This is a genomic window from uncultured Nostoc sp. (genome assembly GCF_964247315.1).
Lineage (GTDB): Bacteria > Cyanobacteriota > Cyanobacteriia > Cyanobacteriales > Nostocaceae > Nostoc.
On the sequence record NZ_CAXTTT010000112.1, the window covers coordinates 1 to 24,800 of the forward strand.

Annotated in this window: 20 protein-coding genes; 16 read left to right on the forward strand and 4 right to left on the reverse strand. The window is 42.2% G+C overall.

The window, feature by feature from the left end; genetic code table 11:
• Positions 1 to 326 precede the first annotated feature (326 nt).
• The 6 genes from topA to ACFE93_RS26790 all read left to right on the forward strand — a co-directional run bounded on the left by topA (position 327) and on the right by ACFE93_RS26790 (position 8,914).
• Positions 327 to 2,978, forward strand: coding sequence for a type I DNA topoisomerase (topA, locus tag ACFE93_RS26765; protein ID WP_375477858.1), 2,652 nt, complete (start codon positions 327 to 329; stop codon positions 2,976 to 2,978).
• A gap of 437 nt (positions 2,979 to 3,415) precedes the next feature.
• The gene (locus tag ACFE93_RS26770) at positions 3,416 to 3,556 is read left to right on the forward strand and encodes a hypothetical protein (protein WP_012410890.1); all 141 of its coding nucleotides are present in this window, start codon (positions 3,416 to 3,418) and stop codon (positions 3,554 to 3,556) included.
• A complete protein-coding gene (gene aroQ, locus ACFE93_RS26775) occupies positions 3,531 to 4,028 on the forward strand; it encodes a type II 3-dehydroquinate dehydratase (protein ID WP_375477860.1) in 498 nt (165 codons plus the stop codon). Before ACFE93_RS26770 ends, aroQ begins: the two co-directional genes overlap by 26 nt.
• A 114-nt stretch (positions 4,029 to 4,142) precedes the next feature.
• Positions 4,143 to 5,087 (forward strand): ADP-ribosylglycohydrolase family protein, encoded by a 945-nt coding sequence (locus ACFE93_RS26780; protein WP_375477862.1) that lies wholly within the window; start codon positions 4,143 to 4,145, stop codon positions 5,085 to 5,087.
• A gap of 223 nt (positions 5,088 to 5,310) precedes the next feature.
• Entirely contained in the window at positions 5,311 to 8,025 is a 2,715-nt protein-coding gene (locus ACFE93_RS26785; protein ID WP_375477864.1) for an HD family phosphohydrolase, read from the forward strand.
• Between the two features lie 169 nt (positions 8,026 to 8,194).
• Positions 8,195 to 8,914 carry a hypothetical protein gene (locus ACFE93_RS26790; RefSeq protein ID WP_375477866.1) on the forward strand — a complete coding sequence of 240 codons (720 nt, stop codon included), beginning with the start codon at positions 8,195 to 8,197 and terminating at the stop codon, positions 8,912 to 8,914.
• 27 nt (positions 8,915 to 8,941) lie between these two features.
• Here ACFE93_RS26790 and ACFE93_RS26795 read toward each other — a convergent pair whose 3' ends face one another.
• The 3 genes from ACFE93_RS26795 to ACFE93_RS26805 all read right to left on the reverse strand — a co-directional run bounded on the left by ACFE93_RS26795 (position 8,942) and on the right by ACFE93_RS26805 (position 12,039).
• Positions 8,942 to 10,177: a DUF445 domain-containing protein gene (locus ACFE93_RS26795; protein WP_375477868.1), complete on the reverse strand. Its 1,236-nt coding sequence runs from the start codon at positions 10,175 to 10,177 to the stop codon at positions 8,942 to 8,944.
• Between the two features lie 146 nt (positions 10,178 to 10,323).
• Complete coding sequence (gene ubiE, locus ACFE93_RS26800; RefSeq protein ID WP_375477870.1) at positions 10,324 to 11,019, reverse strand: bifunctional demethylmenaquinone methyltransferase/2-methoxy-6-polyprenyl-1,4-benzoquinol methylase UbiE; 696 nt, start codon at positions 11,017 to 11,019, stop codon at positions 10,324 to 10,326.
• 63 nt (positions 11,020 to 11,082) lie between these two features.
• Complete coding sequence (locus ACFE93_RS26805; protein WP_375477872.1) at positions 11,083 to 12,039, reverse strand: response regulator; 957 nt, start codon at positions 12,037 to 12,039, stop codon at positions 11,083 to 11,085.
• Between the two features lie 310 nt (positions 12,040 to 12,349).
• Here ACFE93_RS26805 and ACFE93_RS26810 point away from each other — a divergent pair, with 310 nt between their 5' ends.
• The 8 genes from ACFE93_RS26810 to ACFE93_RS26845 all read left to right on the forward strand — a co-directional run bounded on the left by ACFE93_RS26810 (position 12,350) and on the right by ACFE93_RS26845 (position 20,921).
• Positions 12,350 to 13,438, forward strand: a complete 1,089-nt coding sequence (locus tag ACFE93_RS26810) for a RuBisCO accumulation factor 1 (RefSeq protein ID WP_375477874.1) — start codon at positions 12,350 to 12,352, stop codon at positions 13,436 to 13,438.
• A gap of 752 nt (positions 13,439 to 14,190) precedes the next feature.
• Positions 14,191 to 14,964 carry an aquaporin Z gene (gene aqpZ, locus ACFE93_RS26815; protein WP_375477876.1) on the forward strand — a complete coding sequence of 258 codons (774 nt, stop codon included), beginning with the start codon at positions 14,191 to 14,193 and terminating at the stop codon, positions 14,962 to 14,964.
• Positions 14,965 to 15,189: 225 nt separating this feature from the next.
• Complete coding sequence (locus tag ACFE93_RS26820) at positions 15,190 to 17,715, forward strand: ATP-dependent helicase (protein WP_375477878.1); 2,526 nt, start codon at positions 15,190 to 15,192, stop codon at positions 17,713 to 17,715.
• 197 nt (positions 17,716 to 17,912) lie between these two features.
• The gene (locus ACFE93_RS26825; RefSeq protein WP_375477880.1) at positions 17,913 to 18,635 is read left to right on the forward strand and encodes a hypothetical protein; all 723 of its coding nucleotides are present in this window, start codon (positions 17,913 to 17,915) and stop codon (positions 18,633 to 18,635) included.
• 235 nt (positions 18,636 to 18,870) lie between these two features.
• Positions 18,871 to 19,068, forward strand: coding sequence for a 50S ribosomal protein L35 (rpmI, locus tag ACFE93_RS26830; protein WP_104908269.1), 198 nt, complete (start codon positions 18,871 to 18,873; stop codon positions 19,066 to 19,068).
• Positions 19,069 to 19,087: 19 nt separating this feature from the next.
• A complete protein-coding gene (rplT, locus tag ACFE93_RS26835; protein ID WP_375477882.1) occupies positions 19,088 to 19,444 on the forward strand; it encodes a 50S ribosomal protein L20 in 357 nt (118 codons plus the stop codon).
• Between the two features lie 12 nt (positions 19,445 to 19,456).
• Positions 19,457 to 20,272, forward strand: coding sequence for a transporter substrate-binding domain-containing protein (locus ACFE93_RS26840; protein WP_375477884.1), 816 nt, complete (start codon positions 19,457 to 19,459; stop codon positions 20,270 to 20,272).
• 124 nt (positions 20,273 to 20,396) lie between these two features.
• Positions 20,397 to 20,921, forward strand: coding sequence for a tetratricopeptide repeat protein (locus tag ACFE93_RS26845; RefSeq protein ID WP_375477886.1), 525 nt, complete (start codon positions 20,397 to 20,399; stop codon positions 20,919 to 20,921).
• 83 nt (positions 20,922 to 21,004) lie between these two features.
• On the opposite strand, the gene ACFE93_RS26850 is transcribed toward ACFE93_RS26845, so the two are convergent.
• Positions 21,005 to 21,511, reverse strand: a complete 507-nt coding sequence (locus tag ACFE93_RS26850; protein ID WP_375477889.1) for a TM2 domain-containing protein — start codon at positions 21,509 to 21,511, stop codon at positions 21,005 to 21,007.
• 515 nt (positions 21,512 to 22,026) lie between these two features.
• On the opposite strand from ACFE93_RS26850, the gene ACFE93_RS26855 reads away from it, so the two are divergent.
• Together ACFE93_RS26855 and ACFE93_RS26860 are read left to right on the forward strand one after the other, a co-directional pair.
• Positions 22,027 to 24,009 carry a primary-amine oxidase gene (locus tag ACFE93_RS26855; RefSeq protein ID WP_375477891.1) on the forward strand — a complete coding sequence of 661 codons (1,983 nt, stop codon included), beginning with the start codon at positions 22,027 to 22,029 and terminating at the stop codon, positions 24,007 to 24,009.
• A gap of 119 nt (positions 24,010 to 24,128) precedes the next feature.
• The gene (locus ACFE93_RS26860) at positions 24,129 to 24,698 is read left to right on the forward strand and encodes a peptidylprolyl isomerase (protein ID WP_375477893.1); all 570 of its coding nucleotides are present in this window, start codon (positions 24,129 to 24,131) and stop codon (positions 24,696 to 24,698) included.
• Positions 24,699 to 24,800 lie beyond the last annotated feature (102 nt).

A 24,800-nucleotide genomic window follows, 5' to 3' on the forward strand; every position in this document is an offset into this window, starting at 1 on the left:
CTTCACCATTCCCTATTCCCCATGCCCCATTCCCCATTCCCCAATTGACGTATTACACTTCTTGCGGGGTATTTTGAAAACTGTAGTCGCCAATTATGCGTTAGATAAGTTAAAGATTGAAATAGCTGGAAATTCAGACCCAGCGTTACCCTCCTCTATCCTCTGAGAAAGACTGGGCCCTCAGTTCAGCGCATTTTCTCCCAAGCAGGCAGTTTATGTGAGGATTAAATCACCGCCCTAAGCGCGACCATTTATCTTGACAATTTGCAAAAGTTACCTCAATTTGACTGTTTTGCTTAGTAGCTCTTCTTTTTATTGAAATTTCCATGTCAACTCTCGTCATCGTCGAATCTCCAACCAAAGCTCGTACCATTCGCAACTACCTGCCATCAGGCTATCGGGTGGAGGCGTCTATGGGTCATGTGCGTGACCTCCCCCAGTCGGCTAGTGAAATTCCCGCTGCCGTCAAAGGGGAATCATGGGCGCAGCTAGGGGTAAATGTGGACGCCGACTTTGAACCGGTATATGTTGTCCCGAAAGACAAAAAGAAAATTGTCACCCAGCTCAAAGATGCCCTCAAAGATGTAGATGAACTGATTCTGGCAACGGACGAAGACCGGGAAGGTGAAAGCATTAGTTGGCATTTATACCAATTGCTAAAGCCAAAAGTTCCGACTAAGCGGATGGTGTTTCACGAAATTACCCAAGAGGCAATCAAAAAAGCTCTTAAAGACTGCCGGAATATTGATGAGCAGTTGGTTCGCGCCCAAGAAACGCGGCGGATTTTAGATCGACTTGTGGGCTATACCCTGTCTCCCCTGCTATGGAAAAAAATCGCCTGGGGATTATCTGCTGGGCGAGTGCAATCTGTAGCTGTGCGGCTTTTAGTCACTAGGGAACGCCAACGCCGCGCTTTCCATGAGGGTACATACTGGGATTTGAAAGCTAGTTTGTCCAAGGAAAAAACCCCCTTTGCTGCCCAATTGGTAACATTGGGAGGAACCAAAATCGCTAATGGCAGCGATTTTGACGCCGCAACCGGACAAATTATCGCAGGTCGCAATGTCTTGTTACTCAACGAAGAACAAGCGGTAGCGCTCAAAGAACGCTTAACTGGGAAAACCTGGAATGTTAACGACATCGAAGAACGCCCTGTGACGCGCAAACCGTCGCCACCGTTCACTACCTCGACGTTGCAACAAGAATCTAACCGGAAACTGCGCCTCTCAGCCCGCGACACCATGCGCGTTGCCCAGAATTTGTACGAACAAGGGTATATTACCTATATGCGGACAGATTCGGTACATTTGTCAGATCAAGCGATCGCAGCTGCTCGGAGTTGTGTAGAAAAGCTTTACGGTCAACAATACCTCAGTCCCCAATCCCGGCAATACACTACCAAATCCAAAGGCGCACAAGAGGCGCACGAAGCAATTCGTCCAGCAGGTAGCAGCTTCCGCACTCCCCAAGAAACTGGTTTGGGCGGTCGGGAACTTGCTGTCTACGATTTGATTTGGAAGCGGACTGTCGCCTGTCAAATGGCTGATTCCCGCCAAACTCAAATTACCGTGCAATTGCAAGTCGAGGATGCTGGATTCCGTTCTTCTGGCAAACGCATTGACTTTCCCGGATACTTACGTGCCTACGTTGAAGGTTCAGACGACCCGGAAGCAGCACTGGAAGACCAGGAAGTAATTTTGCCGAATCTGAAAGTAGGCGATCATCCGAATTGTACAGAGCTAGAAGCCGTTGGGCACGAAACCCAACCCCCAGCTAGGTACACCGAAGCTTCTTTGGTGAAAACCTTAGAAAGCGAAGGTATCGGTCGTCCCAGTACCTACGCCAGCATTATTGGCACAATCATCGACAAGGGTTATGCCCATTTAGTGACTAACGCTCTCATTCCCACCTTCACCGCTTTTGCCGTCACCGACTTGCTGGAGAAACATTTCCCGGACGTTGTTGATCCCAGTTTCACCTCGAAGATGGAGCAAACCCTTGATGACATTGCTACAGGTGAAGCGAAATGGCTACCCTACTTGCAGCAATTCTATCTAGGAGAAAAAGGGCTGGAAACGCTGGTAAAAGAGCAGGAAAGTCAAATTGATGCCACCAAAGCTAGGACTGTAGAACTGGAAAATCTAGATGCCAAAGTCCGCATTGGGAAATATGGCCCTTACATTGAAGTCGAAAATGGTGAGGGAGTTATTACCGCCTCAATTCCCAAAGACCTGACGCCAGCTGACCTCAACCCCAAACAGGTAGAAGTTCTGCTGCGGCAAAAGACCACTGGGCCCGACCAAGTAGGTCGCCATCCCGAAACTGGCGAACCAATTTATGTGAAAATTGGTGCTTACGGGCCTTATGTCCAATTGGGTGACAAAACCGACGAAAACCCCAAACCGAAACAAGCCTCTCTACTCAAAGGTGTCACCCCAGAAACCGTTACCCTGGAAATGGCTGTTGGTCTGTTGGCACTACCCCGCACGTTAGGGGTTCATCCAGTTACTGGCGGCAAAATCCAAGCAAGTTTAGGACGCTTTGGCCCTTATGTGGTTCATGACCAGGGTAAGGAGGGGAAAGACTACCGCTCTCTGAAAGCTGCTGACAATGTATTGACAATTAGCTTAGAACGTGCATTGGAATTGTTATCAGAACCAAAAAAGGGACGCAGTTCCACCAACAGCAAGTCCAAAGCAGCCTTACGCGAATTGGGTAAGCATCCAGAGGACGAGGAAACAATTAATATCTACGATGGCCCTTATGGGCCTTACATTAAACATGGCAAAACTAATGTCAGTATCCCAGAAGGTCAAACGGTAGAAGATGTAACCCTGGCGGCGGCGCTGAACTTGTTGGCAGCTAAGACCTCGATTGGGAAATCGACTCGCAAAACGAGTAAATCAACGAGTTCCAAATCTAAGTCAACTGCTAAATCATCAACAACCACTGCCAAGAAAAAAGGCACAGAAGGCTAGTGGCAACTCAAACAATTTTGGATTTTAGATTGACGCTAACGTAGCGTTAGTGACGTTCGCGTCAGCGTCTCCCCTTGGGAGAAGGAGCGTCTTTGAGATTTTAGATTTATTTTGTCCATAATGGGCGAGGTATGAACCCTAAAATTCTCTTAATCCAAAATCTAAAATCTAAAATTCCTACTCAAGAGTCTATCTAAAGTCCGATTTTTAAGTCTTGACCCTTGATATCCATCCTTGATAGGATACAGTTCGGTAGGTTCAAGTGTGATACTCTAAAAAGTAAGGGAAAACACAACGCCGAATTTAAGAAGTGGCTGATGTCCCAAATATGGGATTGTATATCAGCCCGATTGGAAAAGCCAGAGGTGCGAAAGTATGTCATTTTCTGCGTACCTGTTAATCAAAAATTGAGGTAGTATCTCAGGAGCGATCAGTTCATGGACTATATAGAAAAGGTGCTGGAAAAGCTTAAGGAATTAGCTCGTAGGCTAATCGAAAGCCTATTAGGGCCAGAGGCTGAACCGGAACCGGAACTGATTCCGATTCCCGTGAATGATCGCTCGCGCCGTCGCCACTAACCCCACAGTGGTAAACTCGACGTTGCAACCCTTAAATATTCTGGCACTGCACGGGCCAAACTTAAATTTGCTAGGACAGCGAGAACCAGGAATTTATGGTTCGTTGACACTAGCTGAAATTAACCGCCTGTTAGAAGAAGAAGCATTCAAATTACAGGCGAAAGTTTTTCCCTTGCAGTCAAATCATGAAGGAATTTTGGTAGATACTATTCATGGCGCGATCGGGCAACATCAGGGAATTCTGATTAATGCAGGAGCTTACACCCACACAAGTGTGGCATTACGAGATGCGATCGCTGCTGTTAATTTGCCCACAGTGGAAGTACATCTGAGCAATATATACCGCCGGGAAGATTTTCGCCATCATTCGTACATCGCCCCAGTAGCGATCGGACAAATAAGTGGTTTTGGTGTTCAAAGTTACTTATTGGGTTTACAAGCTTTGATAGATCATTTGAGAGTTAGGAGTTAGGAGAGACGCGATTAATCGCGTTTGTATAAGAGTTAGAAATGGTAGTTGGTAGTAAAGTTGGGAATTAGTAATATTTCATTAACTCCTCATTCCTCACTTTTAACTACAGAATTTATGCGTTACTCTCCTATAAGTCGGTTTAAAGGAACTTTACTCGGAGCATTCCTGGGAGGAAGTTTAGTTGGTAATAAAGTACAGTATGAGAGTTACCTAGATTTAGGCATGGCAGTTCTGGGTATCCAGAGTTTGATTGCATTGGGTAGATTAGATTTAGATGATTGGATAAAACGTCAGCAAGAAGAATCTCTTCATTTAGTAGCAACTGATGACATCTCGATAAAAATAATTATTGCCACATTACCAGTAGCACTCTTCTTTCACGAAAATCCGATTAAGCTCCGACAAAACTTGCTGCGTGTACTGGAAATCTGGGAAGATGACCCAGTAATCAGGGATGGAACGCTAGCAATAGGATATGCGATCGCTCTTGCCCTAACTGAAAAACTCGACCCTCTAACTCTTATCTCACAAACAATTTCTTTTATCGGAGAAACACCAACATCAATACCAAAAAAATTTTTAAGAGTCCAGAATTTATTAGAGCAAGGGGCAGGATTATCAACGACGCAAGCTGAGTTTGCTAAGGAAGAAAAACTTAGTAACACTATTGCTATGGCATTCTACTGCTTTTTGAGTACGTTAGAAGACTTTCGCCTCACAGTTTTACAGGCTACTCACAATGATAATTCTCAAGTGCAAGATGCTACGCTTCTAAGCTCACAGGCTACAGGTGCAATTACTGGTGCTTTGTCGGGAGCATATAACGGTATAAGCGGAATTCCTGTAAATTGGCAAGTCTTGCTCTTGCAGAGGAATTCTCTAGTATGGGGACTAACTAGCTTTTCCCAAATGTTAGAATTGAGCGATACATTTGTGGGGGTGTGGTCAGGAGTGTATAATCTTACCTTAAACCCAAAAGAGTTAACAGAGGAGGGATGTGAGGTGGCTTTGCTTTCAGTTTACGCAGCTCCTCGCGTTATTCGGTCGCGTTATTCTTAAACTAACCAGATAAGGGGTTAAAAGTAGGCAAACTTCCGCCACAGTGTATTAGTCTCATATACTAAAATTTTTCAGTAAACCCTTAGACTGATTCTGTAGCTAACTATTGTGGCAAATCAGCAATAAAAAAGCTGCGCCACCGAGTTGCAGCCGCCGCAGATCGAACTTTCCTGATGATTGTCTTTTTTTGAACTATCAAAGTCGGCAATTGCAGGTAGAGATAATGAAAATGCATAAATTTTTGCAATTCTTGAACCAGCAATTGAATCAGTGGCGGCGACAGTACAAAACACTACGCCGTAAGGGAAAGTTAATGAGAAGTCCCAAAGGTAAAACCCATAGAAGGGAACTTCTAAGGACTATGCTCAAGAATGTATTCCTGTTTTTATCAAAAACCAATGAGAAAAGCGAACGCCGAAAACAAGAAAGAGCGTTAAGGTCAAAGGCAAAATCGGTTAAAACCAAGAGTAGTATTTATGCAGTCGCTTTAGATTGGGTATATAAACAGCGTTACTCGGTGATTTTGGCGATCGCTGTAGTCTCCCTCACAGCTATTATTGGGCATAAATTATACAATCAGACTCAAATCCAAGTAGGACATCCCGCGCCCCAAACGATTACAGCACCTTACACAGCTAGCATCGAAGATCAGAAAAAAACCGAAGCCGAGCGCAAAGCCGTCAGCACAAGCTCCTTACAGGTGTTGATGCTTGATACGCGAATCAACGAAAAAATCAACGAAAATTTGCAACAACTTCTAGATGATGGCAACGAAATTCGCGCTGTCGCTGGAGCTTTTCCTTTTTTTGATGCTGTCGTTTTATCCATCTCTACCCAACGTTACCTCCGTTCTTGTCCTGAGTTGGAATGGCAAGCACTACTATCGGCTGTAAAAAAGAGTAAAAATCAGCAGCAAAAGGGAATCGGACAAACCACCGCTTCATCCCGTCCATCATCCATAGCTGCACCCAATCAAAAACGCCAGCCACGCATCACATCTAAATCTGATACCCAGAATTTAGAAAAGACAGAGCCAGTATTTTCTCAAAACACTGATTTTACTCAAGCTGTAGCAGAACTAGAATCTTACCGCCTGACATCTTCTGAGAAAAGCTTGTCTTTACTAATTGCCCAAATTTCTCAAACACGCCAAAGATATACCCAAGCTACTGCCAAACTTTTACAGTTAGAGACTCTTACTCCAGAAGTAGTATACGAGGAATCTCTACTTTTGGATTTGTCAGATGTGGAATGGGAAAAAACACAAATGGGAATCCATCAGAGTATAGAACGGATTCTCACCCAAGGCATTCCACAGGGACTGCCAAAAAGTATCTTACAAGATGCGGTGAGTTTACAATTACAGACCTTTGTACCAGAATCCGCCCAAACATTGGCAAAGAACCTGTTGTTAGCTGTACTCAAGCCGAATCTGCAAAAAGATGAAGAACAAACCAGACAAAACGCTCAAAAGGCTGCGGCTGATGTGCCACGTGCGATGGTGAAGGTACGGCATGGTGAGGTAATTGTCAAAAAAGGAGAGCAGATTACTGCATGGAACTTTGAGGTACTGGAGTATTATCATCTGATTCGTCGGGAGATAAAGTGGCAGGAGTTGGTGAAGTTAGCAGGCGTTATTGCGATCGCTATTGGCATTTTTGTCTGGGTAGAACGCCATATTGATTACGAATTGCGACAACGCGATCGCCTATTAGTGTTATTGCTAACTCTGAGTGTGCCAGGAGTAATTGTAATCGGATTGCCCTATACCACCTGGAGCGCCCTTGGTTTATTGTTGGGAAGCTTTTACGGCCCAACTTTGGGGTTGACAGTTGTCGGCCTACTGTGGCCGATATTAGCCATTAGCTTGGATATGAGCAAGGCTGCGCTTTTAGCTGGTGTAGGAGGAGGAATATTAGGTAGTTACATTGCCCAACGATTGCGATCGCGTGAAGAATTGGCATTATTAGGCGTTGCGATCGCCTTAACTCAGGGTGGCATTTACCTGATTGTTAAAATCTTAATTGGTCAAGTATTTGGTTCAACCTGGTATATTGTCTTCCAAGAAGCGGGATTATTTGCTTTATCCGGCTTAGGCTGGAGTGTTATCGCCTTGGGTTTAAGTCCTTATCTAGAAAAAGTTTTTGATTTAGTTACCCCAATTCGCCTAGCAGAACTGGCGAACCCTAATCGCCCTTTATTAAAAAGACTCGCTACCGAAACTCCGGGAACTTTTCAACATACCTTACTTGTAGCTACTCTTGCTGAAGCTGCTGCCAAAGAATTAGGATGCAATGTTGAACTAGTCAGGGCTGGAACATTGTATCACGATATTGGCAAAATGCATGACCCTCTTGGCTTTATTGAAAATCAAATGGGGGGGCCGAATAAACACGATACTGAGATTAAAGACCCTTGGAAGAGTGCAGAAATTATTAAAAAGCACGTAACTCAAGGGTTGGTAATGGCGCGTAAACACCTATTACCGACGGCGATTCAAGCTTTTATTCCAGAACATCAGGGAACGATGCTGATTGCTTATTTCCATCACCAAGCCCAGCAAATGGCTCAGTCAGATCCAAGTTTAACTGTAGATGAGGCAGATTTTCGCTACGATGGCCCAATTCCCCAATCACGGGAAACCGGAATTGTCATGTTAGCAGATTCTTGCGAAGCAGCGCTGCGATCGCTGCAAGTATCGGCTAAATCCGTGGGAGAGAAGCGATCGCTCAAAGATGTTTCCAGCGAACAAGCTTTAACAATGCTAAATAATATTCTGCGTGCCAAATGGCAAGACAATCAACTCGTAGATTCAGGACTAAAACGGGAAGAAATGTCACAAATTGCCCAGATATTTGTGGATGTTTGGCAGCAATTTCATCACAAACGGATTGCTTATCCTAAGTTGAAGGCTAGTAGCACTGGGCGGAATTCGTAATTCATTATAAATATTGGCTAAGAATGCGATCGCTTCTTTGAGTTAAGCGATGCTCTTTCAAAATTCCTTGAGAAGCGATCGCTTGGCACACTAGGCGATCGCTTTTTTAGGATTTATACTGGACTGGCACTACTAAAAGTAGACCTAACTAGATTTTTTATAGATATATATGGTAAGAATACCAATTGGTACAAAAACTTTTGGAGCAATCAAAGCATTTGAATCAACTCCACTTATCACTCAGTTTTTTATGATAGGTTATGTACCAATTATCCCAATTAAAAGTTTTTATTTATTGCAGGAATATGAAGTTGAAAGAGGATTATTAAGCCATAAACAAGAAATGCGTATAATTAATTTAAAAAATATATCATTTATATCTGTAGGTTTTGCGTATCTCAGAGCTTTTTTTATAATTTCAGCGTTTTTTTCTATAGCCTATTTATTGACTGCTCAAGGAAGCAGTCAAAATATATTAATCCCTATTGCACTTTTTATTCTTAGCGTTACCATAATATTTTTTTCTTATAAATTAAGTCAGCAAATATCAATTACAGAAAAAACTATCAGAAAAGCTGCTTACTCTTCTATTGGTCTAGCTATTGATCCAGCAATTATAGAAGAAGAAGTTGCCCGTAAGATTTCTCACCTACTAGATTTAGAATTAAAAAGAAATGGATGTAATGATTGGAAGCTACTTTTAGAAGAAATAGCACAAAATACATCTTTTTTTAAAATTAGAAAAAATGAAAAATACTCGATTAATATCAAAAATATCCTACTAGTTAAAATTCGTGCCGCTATTGCTTCCAAAGAAATAAAGCTAAATAAAGCCCTAGATTTAATTCAAGAGCTTTTAGTCGAAGATATAAGCAATCAAAAAAAATGACTAAAAATTCATTAAAAATTAACCATATTACTGTTGAACCAACAATAAAAACACTGTTTGGAATAACCCCACAACAAAACCCAAAACACCGCCTAAAGTGACAATCGCCTGCAATTCACTTTTCACAATTCCCTCAATTGCAGCTTCTAAATCAGCCGGTGAAGTTGATTTTACCCGGTCAACTATCACTTCATCTATCGACAAAATTGGAATTGCCTGCGCCACAATTGCTTCTAAATCTTTTTCCAAATACTTCTCTAAAATTAGAGCCAACTCTTGACTCATGACTTCTAAAGAAGTACTGACAACGGGTGAAGTACTGAGACGATTCAGCAGCACTACAGCAATATTTTGCCAATCAACAGAATCAGTTAATCCTTGTAAAAAATCGCTGCCACTGTTTTGCAGGTAATGGCGGACACTTTCGCGGGTGGTCTTTCGTAGTTGACGCACTGTCCCCATTGGCAAGTTTTGTAATGATAAATTTTGCAGTAATTTCCGAATGCGATCGCGTATCTGCAAATCTTGAGTCAATTCCTGCAAGCGAGTATTAGCAGCCTCTTTTTCATCTAAACAAAAAGTTCGTAGCCGTGTAAGAGTATTACGTAAACCAAACAAATTTGCTACTACCCAATAAGTTCCACTGGTTTTTTCGCGGAAGCCTTCATCAATAATTTGAATCGTGCGATCGGTCAAAAAATCAACTATCGTTTGGCGGAGAAGATCCGGCGGTAAAACGACTTGCAACAACCAATCAGCAAGCCGCGTAGCTTGTTCTTCACTCAGTTGAAATTCCAGCAATATCTGGTCAAAAATTTGATTGATCTGCACTTCCAAAAAATCTTCGCGCCGCGCTAAAACCTTAAGTAATCGTGGCAAGGATTCTCCTAGTAAATCCCGCAAAATTCCCGCTACAATTTTGGCACTTTTCTCGTTTTGATCTGTTTTAATTTGTTCAATTGCCAACCGCAACAACCAGAGAATTGCTGATTGCACGCGTTCTGTTTGCAACAAACGCCGCGCCAGATTTTGTAATTCTTGTGGTGTCAACAGTGACCCCATGATTGTATTGGAAATGTTCTTAGCCAGACGTTCCTGATTGCGGGGGATCAATCCAGGGGTGAAGGGTACTCTTTGTCCAGCGATATAAATTGCTCGGTAAGGACGGAACAACATTTTGATGGCTATATCATTTGTGAAATAGCCAATAATTCCACCCAGTACCGGGGGAGACACATAAAGCCAAAGATGAGACCAGTCCAAGGGAAGAATTAAAAAAGTTAGGAGTTAAGAGTAGAGACGCGATTAATCGCGTCTGTACAAGAGTGAGGAGTTAAGAATGATAAATTTTAAACGAGAATTTATCAGTACTGATAATTCATAATTTCTGACTTATAACTCCTAACTCCTCACTCATTTTTGTTGACTATCAGCACTCCCATCATACCGTTCGCAATGGGATAGTGTGTGGCAACAGCAAAACCAACTTGATGAGCTAACTCTATTTGCTCTTTACCAATAGGAAAGCGATCTAAGCTGGGACTGATGTAAGCATATTCTTCTTTTAAGCCTAAATAACTGGCAACTGGCACTACAAAACTGTCCAGATACAACTGCTGAAAGGCGCGTAGCTGAGGATTACTCGGTCGATGAAAGTCTAAAATTGCGGCTTTAGCTCCCGGTTTCAAAACCCGGTATAACTCTTGGAGACTGCGGGGAATATCTTTAACATTTCTTAAACCATAGCCCATTGTTGCGGCATCAAATTGGTTGTCGTCAAAGGGTAAATTGAGGACATCAGCTTCTACCCAGCTGATAGCAGGTTGGGGATACTGCCTTTGGGAGCGTTCTTTAGCGTTTTCTAGCAGGTTTTGGGAAAAATCTACACCGTACACCTGTCCTGTTGCTCCGATACGCCGTGCCAAACGTAAAGCTAAATCACCACTACCGCAACACAAATCTAATGCAGTATCTCCTGGTTTAGCTGCACTCCATTTTACTGCCATTTCCTTCCAGATTCGATGCTGTCCCAGACTCAACCAATCGTTCAACTGGTCATAAACTGGAGCAATACGGTTAAAAATGGACTGAATTTCGTTAGTCATTGGTCAATAAGTCATTAGTCCTTGGTCATTAGTCATTTGTCATTTGCCAAGGACAAATGACAACTACACAGTGGTTTGATGGCAACTACTACTAGTCAGAGCGATCGCCACCAGTTGTGCTGATAAATTAATTAGCACCAATTCATCTTCTCGCAAAGTGCAAGGTTGTTTCCACTGTAGCGACAATACACCCAAAAGTTGATTGCGGTAGCTAATTGGGATCACTAAATGTGCTTGCACACCCGTATTCTGGTAGTGAATCGCATCAACTAATTTAGTGTCTTTAAGTACATTTAAGGAAACTTGCATTTGTCCCGTGGCGATCGCTTCCCTAGTTAGTGGGTCAAGAGATAGCCAATTTTCTATTGTACCTGTCTCGCTGTAACTTCCTTGAGTTGCAACTAGAATATTTCCATCTGTAAGTTGTAGAATACAGCCTTCTGCCCCAAAAGTTTCACTCACAGCCCTAGCAATGGGAGCAAGAGTTTCTTCTAAGCTAGAAGCGGCTTGAGTTACCTGTACCAGAACACTCAGCAGCGCCATTTGAGCATGAGCACGGCGTAATTCTTCTGTACGTTGCTTGAGCAAGTCATAGGTTTCTGCTGCTCTTTGCACCACTGCCTTCAGTTCGCCTGGATCCCAAGGCTTGGTAATATATTTGTAAACTTGTCCGGCATTAATTGCTTCTACCAAGTCTTCTATATCAGTAAATCCAGTGAGAATAATTCTCACTGGATCGGGAAACTGAGGTACAGTCTTGCTGAGAAACTCAGTCCCTTTCATTTCTGGCATCCGTTGATCGGAGATAATTACCGCTACCTCACCTTCTGCTGCCAAAACTTGTAGGGCGTTTACCCCACTATCAGCTTTGAGAACATTAAAGTCGCGTCGAAATGTGCGATAAAGTAAATCGAGATTATCTGGTTCATCGTCAACTACCAAGATTTTCAGCTTTTTTGGTCGTTCGAGAGTCATAACTTGAGATTGGACTTTATCAATTTCGAGATTGGGTTTATTCATAAGATATTTCCTTTAAATATTCACTCTCTTGTTATATTCCATACCAAGTTTAGTTGAGAATAGCCGAAGACTGCCAAGGGTTTATACGGAGTTATTTTGCATATCTTAGAACGCTAATAGTGAGCGCTACAGAGGAAATTTGTCTGCCCAAATATCTGAATTAAAAAATGTTGCGCTATAAAAACCAACTAAATTAGCGAAACTATGGCAGTTTCGATCGCGGATGAGGTGTAGGTCTGGGTATAGATTAGAATAAGACTTGCTCATGAGGTGTTAATTAGCCTCTCAAGTTGAAGCTCGCACTCCGATTATGACTGATTTACCACCCAACACTCAGAATCCCGAAGATAATACTACCAACGATGTAGCACAAGAGTTACTGCGAAGGTTGAGGCAAAAACAAGGCAACTGGGTGGAATGGGGAACCGCGATCGCCTCGTTGTTAAAAACCGGTTACAACCCTCAAGAAATTTTTGAGGCGACTGGATTTGAGCCGATTCAACAAAATCAGGTGGTTGTTGGTTCTCAAGTTTACAATTCTTTAGAAAAGTTTGGAGTATCGCAAGAAACGCGATCGCACTATGCCACACGCGGCAGCGATGTTTTATACGAGCTGCGTTTGCTTACTCAAGAAGAACGCGCCGCCGCCGCCGAACTGATCTTTGTCCACAAACTTGACACCGATGAGGTGAAGGAAGTGGCAAAAGCAATTAAAGAGTTCTCCTATTTCCGCACTTTGCCAGAAGGGTTTTCTGCCCATCCTGGGGATGCTGTTGCCTACCAAGTTTGGAAACTGGCACGCCAAAATGCAGATTTACAACAGCGATCGCGTCTAATCGCCAAAGGTTTGCGTTTTGCTCACACGCCAGGTGCAAGGCAAAAAATCGAACAGTTACTGACTGATTTTACTACCGTTCCCCAACGTCCAGCGCCAATTTTACCCTTTTACCGCCTGGAATTTGAAGAACAGTTACCCCGAATCTTGCCTGTAGTAGGCGAGTTGCCATTATCGCGGCAAGACTTGCAAGCTGTGCCCATACTGACAGAAATTGAACCATTTCGGATGGTCAAGTTTTCTGGAGAGCAAGCTTGGGTGCCCTTACCAGGTTGGCAAGTGCTATTGGCGGCAGAAGATCCAGTAGTGATTTTAGCAAATAGCGATCGCTTCCCCATCCAAACCCAAAACCAAACAGGGCCAGTCGTAGTAGTAATAGATCGTGCCCAACGAGAATGGGATGCCTCTAGCTACTTTGTCGTTGAAAATGGTGGTGAATTAGATTTTCAGTGGTTTGAAACTGAGCCAGAAATTCCTCTACTAGGACAAATTATTATCATCGTGCGTCCTAAGAAAATTCTGGATGAAGAATTAACTAAGGATTCATGGCAGATTGACGAATAAATTCAATTTTAGACGAGCTAACTGCGTAACACTCCCACATCAAAAGGTATGGGAGTGTTGAAAATTAAACTAACTAAAGCAAAAATCTCAACACGGTTGAGTTAATGAAAATCGTAAGTTGGTTTGAAGAACTAAGCCCAACATTTTTGGTGATTTTTTGGGTTTGCCTTGATACCATTACTAGATAAACAAGCTACACAGTTTAAGGTTTTTGAAGCTAAGACCAACCGTATTGCAACAAATTTATTATGAGAGCAAAATCCTTAAGAAATTAGGTATTTTTTTTTGTTATTTTAGCTTTTGCTGTATTTTCTTATTCTGTCACCACAATTAACTATTTGAGAAAAAAATTCCTATTTTTTTCGATTTAGTTTCATAACGCAACGAAGGCAATAGATTTTCTGTTGACAAGAATGACTTATACCAATTTCTCCAAAATGAGGCAACAGATATAAATCACGAAAGTCTTACTGAATCTAGGTTTCTTAATTGCGAATTGCGAATTGCGAATTGGTATTAGAGGTTGTTTGAAAAGTGGTTGGCTGTGATTTTAATCGAATTTTTACCCCCCTTAATCCCCCCGATGTATTGGGGGAAACTGGAAAATCTAGTTCCCTCCCCAATACATACGGGGAGGGTTAGGGTAGGGTAAAAAAACGTTGATACACCAATTATGACTTTTCAAACATCCTCTTAAACATTGTGTAACGTAACTATCACTCATTTGTAGCAGAACAAGGAATTTTCCAAAAATGTCTCTTACAAAACGTTGTTTGGCAGAATTTATCGGCACATTTTGGCTTGTTTTAGGTGGCTGTGGTAGTGCTGTTCTAGCCGCAGCCTACACAGCAGATGCTGCAAAAATCAGCGAGAATACTTCTTTTCCATTGGGTATAGGATTAGTAGGTGTATCTTTGGCATTTGGACTTACTGTCCTCACAGGGGCTTATGCTTTTGGTCATATTTCTGGTGGTCATTTCAATCCAGCTGTTTCGTTTGGACTGTGGGCAGGTAAGCGCTTTCCAGGATCTGACTTACTACCTTATATCGTCTCTCAAGTAATCGGTGCAGTTGTTGCTGCGGGCATTATTTACCTGATTGCGAGCGGCAAAACTGGATTTACCTTAACTGGCTCTAACCCATTGGCCACTAATGGCTACGGTACTCACTCACCAGGTAGTTACACGCTGTTTGCTTGCTTCATTACTGAAGTTGTGATGACTTTCATGTTTCTATTGATTATTTTGGGTGTAACAGATAGGCGTGCTCCTAAAGGATTTGCACCACTAGCAATTGGTTTTGGACTCACTTTAATTCACCTGATTAGTATTCCTGTAACCAATACCTCGGTTAATCCTGCCCGTAGTACTGGAGTTGCTCTATTTGCAGGTGTAGGACTCTTTTCACAAGTCTGGTTGTTCTGGATAGCCCCGATTTTGGGGGCTATTTTGGCAGGATGGTTGTATGTAGCTGTTTTTAGTGAATCAACTGTGGACGAACGGCAAAATGTCAAAGAGCTAGTCTAATTTTCTTAACAATCCCCTAACTAAACAAATTAATCAAGCGTTATATATTTAGTCAGGGGGTTGACACACTATTTAAGTATATATACACGCATTTGATGCAGGTCGTTTACTAGAACAGTTAAAACAAGAACGGTGGAGTAATTTGGGATTAAGAATTACCGAAAATTATTCATATCTGCGGTTTGGGAATTAAATTTAATATCTATTTAAAATATATAATTTGATATGTCCAACTCTAAATTTACTGCTCCTGTTGTTCAAGAATTACTCGACTCAGAATTGTCTGAGCGATCGCTAATTCCTTCTTTGCAGGAGAAGATTCTTGCAATCCGCAACAGTCTCCGCCCTGGACAGCAGCAAATGGCTGATTGGCAATCTGGGCCTTTGGCTATTTCAGCCGTTCCTGGTGCAGGCAAATCTACTGGGATGGCGGCGGCGGCGGCGATCGCAATTGCACGTCAATATGAGCGTTCATCCTCCCGCCGTCAGTTGGTAGTTGTTACTTTTACTCGCTCCGCTGCTGCCAATATTAAAGCGAAGATTCGCAAATTTTTACGAGATGATTTATCTCTACCTCAGACGGGCTTTTTTGTCTATACCTTACATGGTTTAGCATTGAACATTGCTAACCGCCATTCTGATTTGTCGGGTTTGCAGTTAGAAAATGTCATATTAATTACGCCAACCCAAAGTCACCGCTTTATCCGAACGGCTGTAGAACAATGGATTGCAAATCATCCAGGAGTATATTTGCGGTTATTGGAAGGTCATCAATTTGACGGAGAAGAGACAGAAAGGTTGCGTCGTCAATCAGTGCTGCGAACAGAAGTATTGCCAGAATTGGCTAATACGGTAATTCATGAAGCAAAAAGTTCTGGGATATCGCCAGAATTGTTGCGGGAGTGGAGTAAACAAACCACAGACGAATATGCAATTTTGAGTATAGCGGCGGGATTGTACGAGCAATATCAAAACTTAATGCGATCGCGTGATTTCATTGACTACGACGATATGATTTTAGCTGCGCTGCGCGTTTTAGAAAACGACAGTGCCCGTCACATCGAGCAAAACCAAATATTCGCCGTCTTTGAAGACGAAGCTCAAGATTCTAGCCCTCTTCAGACGCAGCTATTAGAAATTTTGGCAAGTAATGGGGAATATCAGCAAGAGAATTCTTCACTCCTAACTCCCAACTCCCCACTCCTAACTCCTAACTCCCCATTCCTAACTCCCAACTCCCCACTCCTAACTCCTAACTCAGCACGGGCTAAACGCCCCGCTACCGCTAACAGCACTCAGCACTCAGCACTCAATTTAGTCCGAGTTGGCGACCCTAATCAGGCAATTAACTCTACCTTTACTCCAGCCGATCCGATTTATTTCCGGCAATTTTGCGAAGAGTGCGATCGCATCGAACGATTGGCAACTATGGATCGAGCTGGTCGCAGTACTAGAATTATCATTGAAGCCGCTAACTTTGCCCTCAAATGGATCAATAATCAGTGGTTAGCAACAACCAAAACCAACAATAAACAACAGACTCCTGACAACCGACAAGTACCATTTCGCTTGCAGACAATTCGCCCTGTGGAAGTTGGCGATCCGCAAACTAATGCCAACCCCGCACCCGTAGGACGAGGATTAGAACTTTATACACCGCGTGACATTCATCACACTGTTGAATTGTTATCTCAAAGAGTAATTGAGTTATTTGGTGAAGACCCAACAAAAAATAGTGCCGCGATTTTAGTCCGAGAAAATCGTCAAGGACGATGGTTAGCAGAGGCTCTGACACCTCTGTGCAAAGAGCATAAAATTACACTTTACGATGTCGGAGAACGCGATCGCCGTTCCCATGTCCCCCAAGAAATTTTGGCATTATTGCAATTTTGCGATCGCCCCCACTCCCCCGATTACCTCAAAGCTGCCCTAGAAGCATTAGTACAGCGCCAATTAATTCCTACCCAAGACCTCAACGCCCTTGCTAGTCTGCCAGAAGAGTTTTTGTATCCTGGCCCCCTAGCAGAACCCCAGCCAGAAACAGTACAAAAAGCTGCCCGCTTATGTCGCAGCTTACTCCGCGCTCGTTTAGAATTGCCTCTTTACCAGCTAATTTCCTTTCTCGCCTTGACCTTAAATTACGACCAGGCAGAATTGGCAACTGCTGATAAACTCGCAGAACGGGTAAATCAGCAGATAGCTGGCAATAGTTCGATGGGGGGAATGCTTTCAGCTTTAAGTGAAATCGTTAGTTCCGAACGGTTTGAACCAGTGGAAACCGAGGATTCGGAAGAACGTTATACCCGTCGCGGTCAAGTGACGATTATCACTATGCACAAAGCTAAAGGGCTAGATTGGGACTATGTATTTCTTCCCTTTCTCCACGAAAACTTGATTCCTGGCAGATTTTGGGTTCCTCCCCAAAGCCAATTTTTAGGCGATTTTACCTTATCAGAAGTAGCCCGCGCCCAAATTCGCGCTACTCTCCACGAAGAATCTATCATACCGGATGTTAGTCAGGCATGGGAGGTGGCAAAAAATTTGAAAACATCTGAAGAGTATCGTTTACTCTATGTTGCCATGACACGAGCAAAACTTCTGTTGTGGATGTCTGCGGCGCAGAAAGCTCCCTTTACTTGGAGTAAACCGGATAATTTACAAGAACAAGCGCCTTGTCCAGTGTTTCCAGCATTAAAACGCCAATTTCCTGAATGTGTTGTGAATTTAGCGGCAATCAGCAAACAAGTATAAGGGATGGGGCATTGGGCATTGGGCATTGGGCATTGGTTATTAATTATTCTCCCGTGCTCCTCTGCTTCCCTGCTCCTCTGCTCCCCGGCTTTCCTCTCCCCCACTCCTTATAAGGAAACTGAATTGAGAGTGCAACGTCAAAGAAATTACGATCGCAATTGCGATATTATCCGTTCAATTTTTAACAATCAAGATATATGAAATCAATCATCCAAGCATCTGCCGTAATTAAAAGCACCTTCCAGTCACCCAGAGGAATTTTTTTGACGCTGGTGTTGACAAGCTTGCTATCTTGCGGATTCGGACTTATTGAAAACAATTCTGCTGGAGCTATACCTCTCACTGAAAACACTCAATTATCCCAATCACAAATAAACGAGTTGCCGAAAGCGATCGCTAATAAAATTTTAGGAGATGCATCCTTCCGTTCCGGTCAACGTAAACGGGAATTAGAGATTACCCAAGTCACATCAAAAACCTTTAGTAATCCCTGTGAGTTCAAATTTGGAGAAGTTTGTACCAGGGAATACAACCCCATTGAAGGCTGGGAAGTAGTTGTCAGAGTCCGTCAAGATTCGTGGACTTACCATGTAGATAAATCTAGCAAGAAAATCGTTTTAGATCCGAAAGTGATTACTTTACAAACATTGCCCAAGGCGATCGCAGATGCAATTTTGAGCGATGCCTCAAGCCGTTCTGGGGTAGAAATTGCTGATTTAAAAATTACTAAAACTACACCAAAAACCTTTGGTAATCTCTGTCAATTCAACTTTGGCGAAGTCTGCACCCAGCAGTACGACCCCGTGGAAGGTTGGGAAGTGATTGTCAAGGTTAAAGAGCAATCTTGGACTTACCATGTGAATAAATCCACTTCGCAAATAATTTTAGATCCCAAAGCCAACGCCACTGAAAAAAGTTAAATAAATCAATGACTTTGGCTTTTTCCCATATCCTCATTCCGTGCTTTGACCATCAAAGCACGGATATAGTCATTTTTACCATTCGTATAAGCCTCGCGATCGCTCCAAAAACTTGCCACCAAATCGCGTTTTAGAACTTTGTAGCGATCGCGGTTGCTTAAATCCTTTATTTAATTGCAGTTATAGCAATTTTAATAGTATATAATAATGGATCGTGTCGAATCAAAGCTAGACCATGCCTAAACTAAAGACTCGTAAAGCCGCGGCAAAGCGATTTCGTGCCACTGGTAGCGGTAAAATCGTCCGTCGTAAAGCGTTCAAAAGCCACCTTTTAGAACATAAATCTTCTGATAAAAAACGTGGTATGCGCCAGAGTACGCTTGTACATGAACGCGATGAACTTAACGTGCGCTTGATGCTCCCATATTTGTAAGTATTTTAGGAAATAAGTTATGACTCGGGTAAAACGCGGTAATGTAGCTCGCAAACGCCGCAATAAAATTCTCAAACTAGCTAAAGGTTTTCGCGGTTCCCATTCAACTCTGTTTAGAACTGCCAACCAACAAGTGATGAAGGCGCTACGTAGTGCCTACCGCGATCGCAAAAAGAAAAAGCGCGATTTTCGTCGCCTTTGGATCGCCCGCATCAACGCTGCTTCCAGGCAACACGGCTTGAGTTACAGCCAGTTGATCGGTAACTTGAAAAAAGCTGATATCCAACTAAATCGCAAGATGTTGGCGCAATTGGCAGTTCTCGATCCAGCTAGCTTCGGCAAAGTTGCTGAATTGGCAATTCAAACTAAAAAATAAAGGTGGTAAGGGATGTATAACAGATGTAACAAATTGCAAGTAATTACTCGGTTACATCTGGTATTATCCGCCACTATCTTTTGGATTTTTTGCTTTTCTCTAGTAGGAACAGGATTAACTGCGTCTGCTGCCGAAATGTCAAAAATTCAGCAGCGCGGCTATTTAACTGTTGCTGTGAAAGATAACTTGCGTCCCTTGGGATTTAAAGATGACAACGGGAATTTGCAAGGTTTAGAAATTGACTTAGCAAAGCATTTGGCAGTTGACTTGGTTGGTAAAGCCGAAGCTGTAAAATTTCAACCTGTAGCGAATCGCGATCGCCTGTCTGTAGTCTTAGACAAGAAAGTTGATTTTGCGATCGCTAGAGTCACAGCAACCGAGTCACGCGCCCGCATAGTTAGTTTCAGCGTTCCCTACTATTTGGATGGCACTGTACTAGTTACAAAAGATGCATCTGTGCAGCAGTTGAGCGATCTATCAAAACAAAAAATTGCCGTACTTAACAACTCCAGCACCATTGCTAAAGTGCGATACTATCTGTCAAACGCCGAGTTAGTAGGAGTGAATTCCTATCAAGAAGCGCGAGAAAGAATAGAAAATAATGCAGCCTTTGCCTTTGCCGCAGATGCTAGTGTTCTAAGCGGCTGGGTACAACAATATCCTCAATATCGGCTACTGGCAATTAAGTTATCAACTGAACCTTTGGCTGTAGTAATGCCCAAGGGATTACAGTACGATGAATTAAGACGAAACGTGAATCAAGCGATCGCTCGTTATTTAGAAAAAGGTTGGCTCCAGCAACGCTCTGAATATTGGGGTTTACCGTAAATTGGTCATTAGTCATTGATCATTGGTCATTAGTTATTATCATTAACGAATAACAAAGAACAAATGACAAAGGACAAAGGACAAATGACAAATAACAAACTTTATAATATTTGTATTTGCAGCAATGGATAACAGTCTAGCCGTTGTTTATCTCTCAATTTTGGTGGTTATACTCACAATTGCAGCCGTGAGTGTTTCTCGCCAGATTTTCAAAACTCGCAAGGTTGAAGGCTCTTTTGCAAAGTTGCGAAAGAAGTTAGAGAAAGAAAAGGGTACGACTCAAGAATATTATGAGTTAGCCAGTATTTATTCAGAAAAAAAAATGTATTCTCAAGCGATCGCGCTATTTCAAAAAGCTCTCAAAGCTGCCCAAGAAGAGGAAGAAGAAAATATCGCCCCCATTTACAACGGGTTGGGCTATGTTTATTTTACCCAAGAGCAATATGACTTAGCAATTCGTCAGTACAAAGAAGCCCTAAAAGCTAAACCAGACTACGTAACAGGATTGAATAATCTCGGTCATGCCTACGAGAAGAAAAAATTAACAACTCAGGCTTTACAAAGTTACGAAGAAGCACTCAAATTTGCTCCAAATAACTCTATTGCTAAACGTCGTGCTGAATCTTTACGCCGTTTGGTTTCGGCATAGATTGGGTAGGGCATTGGGCATGAAAGAGAGAGAAGAGAGAGGGGGAAGTAAATTCTCCCTTGCCCGTATGTCAATCCTAAAAGTTAGACATCAAAGTGATAACGGATAGCTCCAGTGTTTGGATCATTGTTGACCTCAGCGTACCCCATCTTCGTTGCCTCTTGAAGTAACTCTTTGAGATGCTCTGATTCTAACTCAGTATACATAGCTGCTTGAGCGATGGAAAGTTGACCATTATGTTCCTTTGCAGCCTTAAGCAGCTTTTGCATTGGACTACCTGTAGATAATGTTGACGGCTCTATTGCTTGTAATTGTCTAAGTTGTGGAATCTCACCAATGTTCAACGTAACTGATTGATTTACACTAGGGGTTCCATTACCATGTAGCCCACGCAGATAAATATTTCGCTTTTCAACCATACCAGGAATGAGAGCCAAATCGATTAGTTGACCAATTCCAAAAAAACCGACTGTGAACAGGTATACCAAACCACTACCAATCTGTCCGGTGTAAAATCTTTGCCCACCACAGATCCCAAAGAAGCATAAACACCAAAGAATGTATGCTATACCTGAATTTGTTTGCTGCATAACAATATACTCCAATTTCCCATGAATCCCTCTATACAGTGTTCCCACGTTTGAATGTAAAGCTAACAATTGATTAGATTGATAGGGTTTTAAGCTGTTCTACATTTAACTTGCATAATTCGGGTGCGCAAGACTTCGGCGTGAGCGCTACTTCTTTACGAGAGGCTACGCCAATGACAACGTTCAGTACAAGTCAGTCGAACGCTACCCACCCACAAAAGTTATATAAATTTTAGATATGCAAACTAGATGTGGTTTACCTTAAAATCGGGGATACTAATTAACCCAAGTTGCTAGTTATTAAAAAGTGCCTTTACTTAAGTACAACATTTTATTTTTTGGTATTTAGCAGTACTTAAAACCTAGCTTTTTGTATTATTTAGATACAGTTTATGGACACTAACTAGCAACTTACGTTATTAACAAATTAATTTAGCTTTAGCCTCTTAATTTATCGGTTTTCACTCTTAAGGTTGGAAATAGATAACTATAAGTCTTTTGTAAAAATGTAAAAGATGATTAAGCGGCTAAAGCGTTTTTTATGGCTAGCTATTGCCATCATTGTTGTCATTTCTATCTCAATCGGATTAATGGAAACACTGACGGCTCAACAGACTTCGATTTCCCATCCTCTCACTTCACTAACCGAGGTAGAAATTAGCACAGCTGTTTCGATTATCAAAAGTAAGAAAACTTTGAGCGAAATGGCAGCTTTTCCACTTATTGCTTTACAAGAACCAGATAAAGAAGAAGTTCTAAATTTTACACCTGGTAAAGTCTTTGGGCGAAAAGTTTTTTTGGTAATCTATGAGCGATCGCAAAACAAAACCTTTGAAGGAATTGTTGATCTGAGAAGCAAAACCTTAAGTTCTTGGAAAGAAATAGCGTCTGTTCAACCTGCGAGCATGAATTCAGAATATGAGCTAGCAACTCAGGTGGTTAAAGCCGATCCTCGATGGCAAAAAGCAATGCAAAGGCGGGGAATTACTGATTTTGAGCAAGTCAAAATTAGTTGGTGGGCACCAGGAATTCTGAGCAAACAGGAAGAAGCAACAGGTAATCGTCTTTGTCGCGGCTTATCTTACTACAAAGGAAAAGGCTGGAACTATTACGGTAGTCCGATTGAAGGAGTCTTAGCAACAGTCAATTTGAACACGGGTAAAATTGCCAGTTTTGTTGATAAAGGAAACGTACCTTTCTCTCAAGAAAACTGGAATTATGATGTCAAGTCATTGGGCAAATTGCTGTCACCACTTAAAGCATTGAAAATCCTCCAACCTAATGGTAGAAGTTTCCAGATAAAAGACAATGAAATTAGCTGGCAAGATTGGAAGTTTCGCTATTCAATGCATCCTCGTAATGGATTAATGCTCTACCAAGTGACGCATAATGACGAGGAAAAGATTCGACCAGTTTTATACCGCGCTAGCCTATCAGAAATGGTAGTACCTTATGGAAATCCTGAACCTACTTGGTCGTTCAGAAATGCCTTTGATGTTGGAGAATACAACTTAGGTCTACTAGCAAATACGATGGAATTAGGTAAAGAAATTCCCGAAAATGGCTTGTTACTAAATGCTGTATTTGCTAATGAACAGGGAGAACCTTATCAAATACCAGGGGTTATCGGCATCTACGAGCGCGATAACGGAATGCTGTGGAAACACTATGAGTATAATACCCAGCGTAATGATGTCCGTCGCAGTCGAGAATTAGTGATGAAGATGACGGTAGCCATTGATAACTATGATTACGGCATCAATTGGATCTTTCACCAGGATGGGACTTTGGAAGTCCAAAATGAATTAACGGGCATTATACTGACGCAAGGAACGGCTGCCCAAAAGCAATCTGATGATGATTCTTATGGTCAGCTAATTGCAAAGAATATCTTTGGAGTAAATCACCAGCACTTTTTCAACTATCGCCTAGATTTCGATGTCGATGGCCAAGCTAATTCTGTAATGGAAATGAATGTAAATGCTTTGCCGATGGATGAGAAAAATCCTTTAGGAAATGCGATCGCAGTTGCAGAAACTCCACTAGCCAAAGAAACGGCTGCTGTGCGCGATTTGAACATGAAAAGCAGTCGAGAATGGATGATTGTTAGTGCCGACAAAAAGAATGTTTTAGGGGCTGCACCGGGATATATGCTGATGCCTGAAGGAAATTCCATATTTTTCCCTGTGGAAGGCTCAAAAATCCGGGAAAGGGCAGAATTTGCAACTCATCACCTCTGGGTAACAAAATATAAACCTACTGAACTTTATGCTGGGGGCGATTATCCGAACCAGACGAAACCCCAACAGGGTTTACCAAAATATATCTTAGACAATGAGTCTTTGCTGGGTGAAGATATCGTACTGTGGTACACAATAGGCGTAACTCATATTCCGCGATCGGAAGATTGGCCTGTGATGCCTGTTCACCGAGTTGGCTTTAAGTTAGTTCCTAGAGGATTCTTTAGCCGTAATCCAGCGATAAATTTGCCAGAGTAAAATATTTGTTTTCTAAAGTTTCCTTGGTTCAGTTTTTTCGTAATCTGTAAACCTGTAACTTGAATGCTGATAAGCTTATCGTAGGTCAAACACTGGCAATTTTCAAAATAGGATATCTCATGAATTTTCCAGAAATTAATATTCCCGGTGATGGAACGCTGCACGCTCGTTTAACTACTTCCTTGGGTGAAATTGTAGTTCGTTTGGAAGAAGAACGAACCCCCAACACTGTCAAAAATTTTGTCGGTCTAGCAACCGGAACAATCGACTGGAAAGACCCTAAAACTGGTCAATCTAGTAAGGGAACTCCAGCTTACGATGGGGTTCGCTTTCACCGAGTCATCCCTGATTTTATGATTCAGTGTGGCGATCCTCTGAGTCGTTATCTAGATACAGCCAGTCGGTGGGGTACTGGCGGCCCGGGATATCAATTTGAGGATGAGTTTCATCCTGAATTGAGACATACTGGTGCAGGTATCCTGTCGATGGCTAATGCTGGACGCGGTACTAATGGTTCGCAATGGTTCATTACAGAAGCACCAACCCCTCACCTTGACAAAAAACACAGTGTTTTTGGTAAAGTTGTTCAAGGTATGGATATTGTTAGCAAGATTGCTAATGTGCCTACAACTAGAGATCGTCCGAATCAAGAGGTAGTGTTAGAAAAAGTAGAAATTTTTCGGCAGTAATTAACACTTCGGTTTGTAGTAAACACTTTAGTGCTTATACAACAGATTGCAAGTTAATGAAGTATAAAAATACCCCACCCTAACCCTCCCCTTATAAAGGGG

Excerpts from the sequence above, each read along its gene's own strand:
- ACFE93_RS26850 (WP_375477889.1), bottom strand. The coding sequence starts at position 21,511 with ATGCAGCAAACAAATTCAGGTATAGCATACATTCTTTGGTGTTTATGC.
- rplT (WP_375477882.1), top strand. The coding sequence starts at position 19,088 with ATGACTCGGGTAAAACGCGGTAATGTAGCTCGCAAACGCCGCAATAAA.
- ubiE (WP_375477870.1), bottom strand. The coding sequence starts at position 11,019 with ATGACTAACGAAATTCAGTCCATTTTTAACCGTATTGCTCCAGTTTAT.
- ACFE93_RS26790 (WP_375477866.1), top strand. The coding sequence starts at position 8,195 with ATGGTAAGAATACCAATTGGTACAAAAACTTTTGGAGCAATCAAAGCA.
- ACFE93_RS26810 (WP_375477874.1), top strand. The coding sequence starts at position 12,350 with ATGACTGATTTACCACCCAACACTCAGAATCCCGAAGATAATACTACC.
- ACFE93_RS26855 (WP_375477891.1), top strand. The coding sequence starts at position 22,027 with ATGATTAAGCGGCTAAAGCGTTTTTTATGGCTAGCTATTGCCATCATT.
- rpmI (WP_104908269.1), top strand. The coding sequence starts at position 18,871 with ATGCCTAAACTAAAGACTCGTAAAGCCGCGGCAAAGCGATTTCGTGCC.
- ACFE93_RS26825 (WP_375477880.1), top strand. The coding sequence starts at position 17,913 with ATGAAATCAATCATCCAAGCATCTGCCGTAATTAAAAGCACCTTCCAG.
- topA (WP_375477858.1), top strand. The coding sequence starts at position 327 with ATGTCAACTCTCGTCATCGTCGAATCTCCAACCAAAGCTCGTACCATT.
- ACFE93_RS26820 (WP_375477878.1), top strand. The coding sequence starts at position 15,190 with ATGTCCAACTCTAAATTTACTGCTCCTGTTGTTCAAGAATTACTCGAC.
- ACFE93_RS26805 (WP_375477872.1), bottom strand. The coding sequence starts at position 12,039 with ATGAATAAACCCAATCTCGAAATTGATAAAGTCCAATCTCAAGTTATG.
- aroQ (WP_375477860.1), top strand. The coding sequence starts at position 3,531 with ATGATCGCTCGCGCCGTCGCCACTAACCCCACAGTGGTAAACTCGACG.
- ACFE93_RS26845 (WP_375477886.1), top strand. The coding sequence starts at position 20,397 with ATGGATAACAGTCTAGCCGTTGTTTATCTCTCAATTTTGGTGGTTATA.
- ACFE93_RS26770 (WP_012410890.1), top strand. The coding sequence starts at position 3,416 with ATGGACTATATAGAAAAGGTGCTGGAAAAGCTTAAGGAATTAGCTCGT.
- aqpZ (WP_375477876.1), top strand. The coding sequence starts at position 14,191 with ATGTCTCTTACAAAACGTTGTTTGGCAGAATTTATCGGCACATTTTGG.
- ACFE93_RS26860 (WP_375477893.1), top strand. The coding sequence starts at position 24,129 with ATGAATTTTCCAGAAATTAATATTCCCGGTGATGGAACGCTGCACGCT.
- ACFE93_RS26840 (WP_375477884.1), top strand. The coding sequence starts at position 19,457 with ATGTATAACAGATGTAACAAATTGCAAGTAATTACTCGGTTACATCTG.
- ACFE93_RS26780 (WP_375477862.1), top strand. The coding sequence starts at position 4,143 with ATGCGTTACTCTCCTATAAGTCGGTTTAAAGGAACTTTACTCGGAGCA.
- ACFE93_RS26785 (WP_375477864.1), top strand. The coding sequence starts at position 5,311 with ATGAAAATGCATAAATTTTTGCAATTCTTGAACCAGCAATTGAATCAG.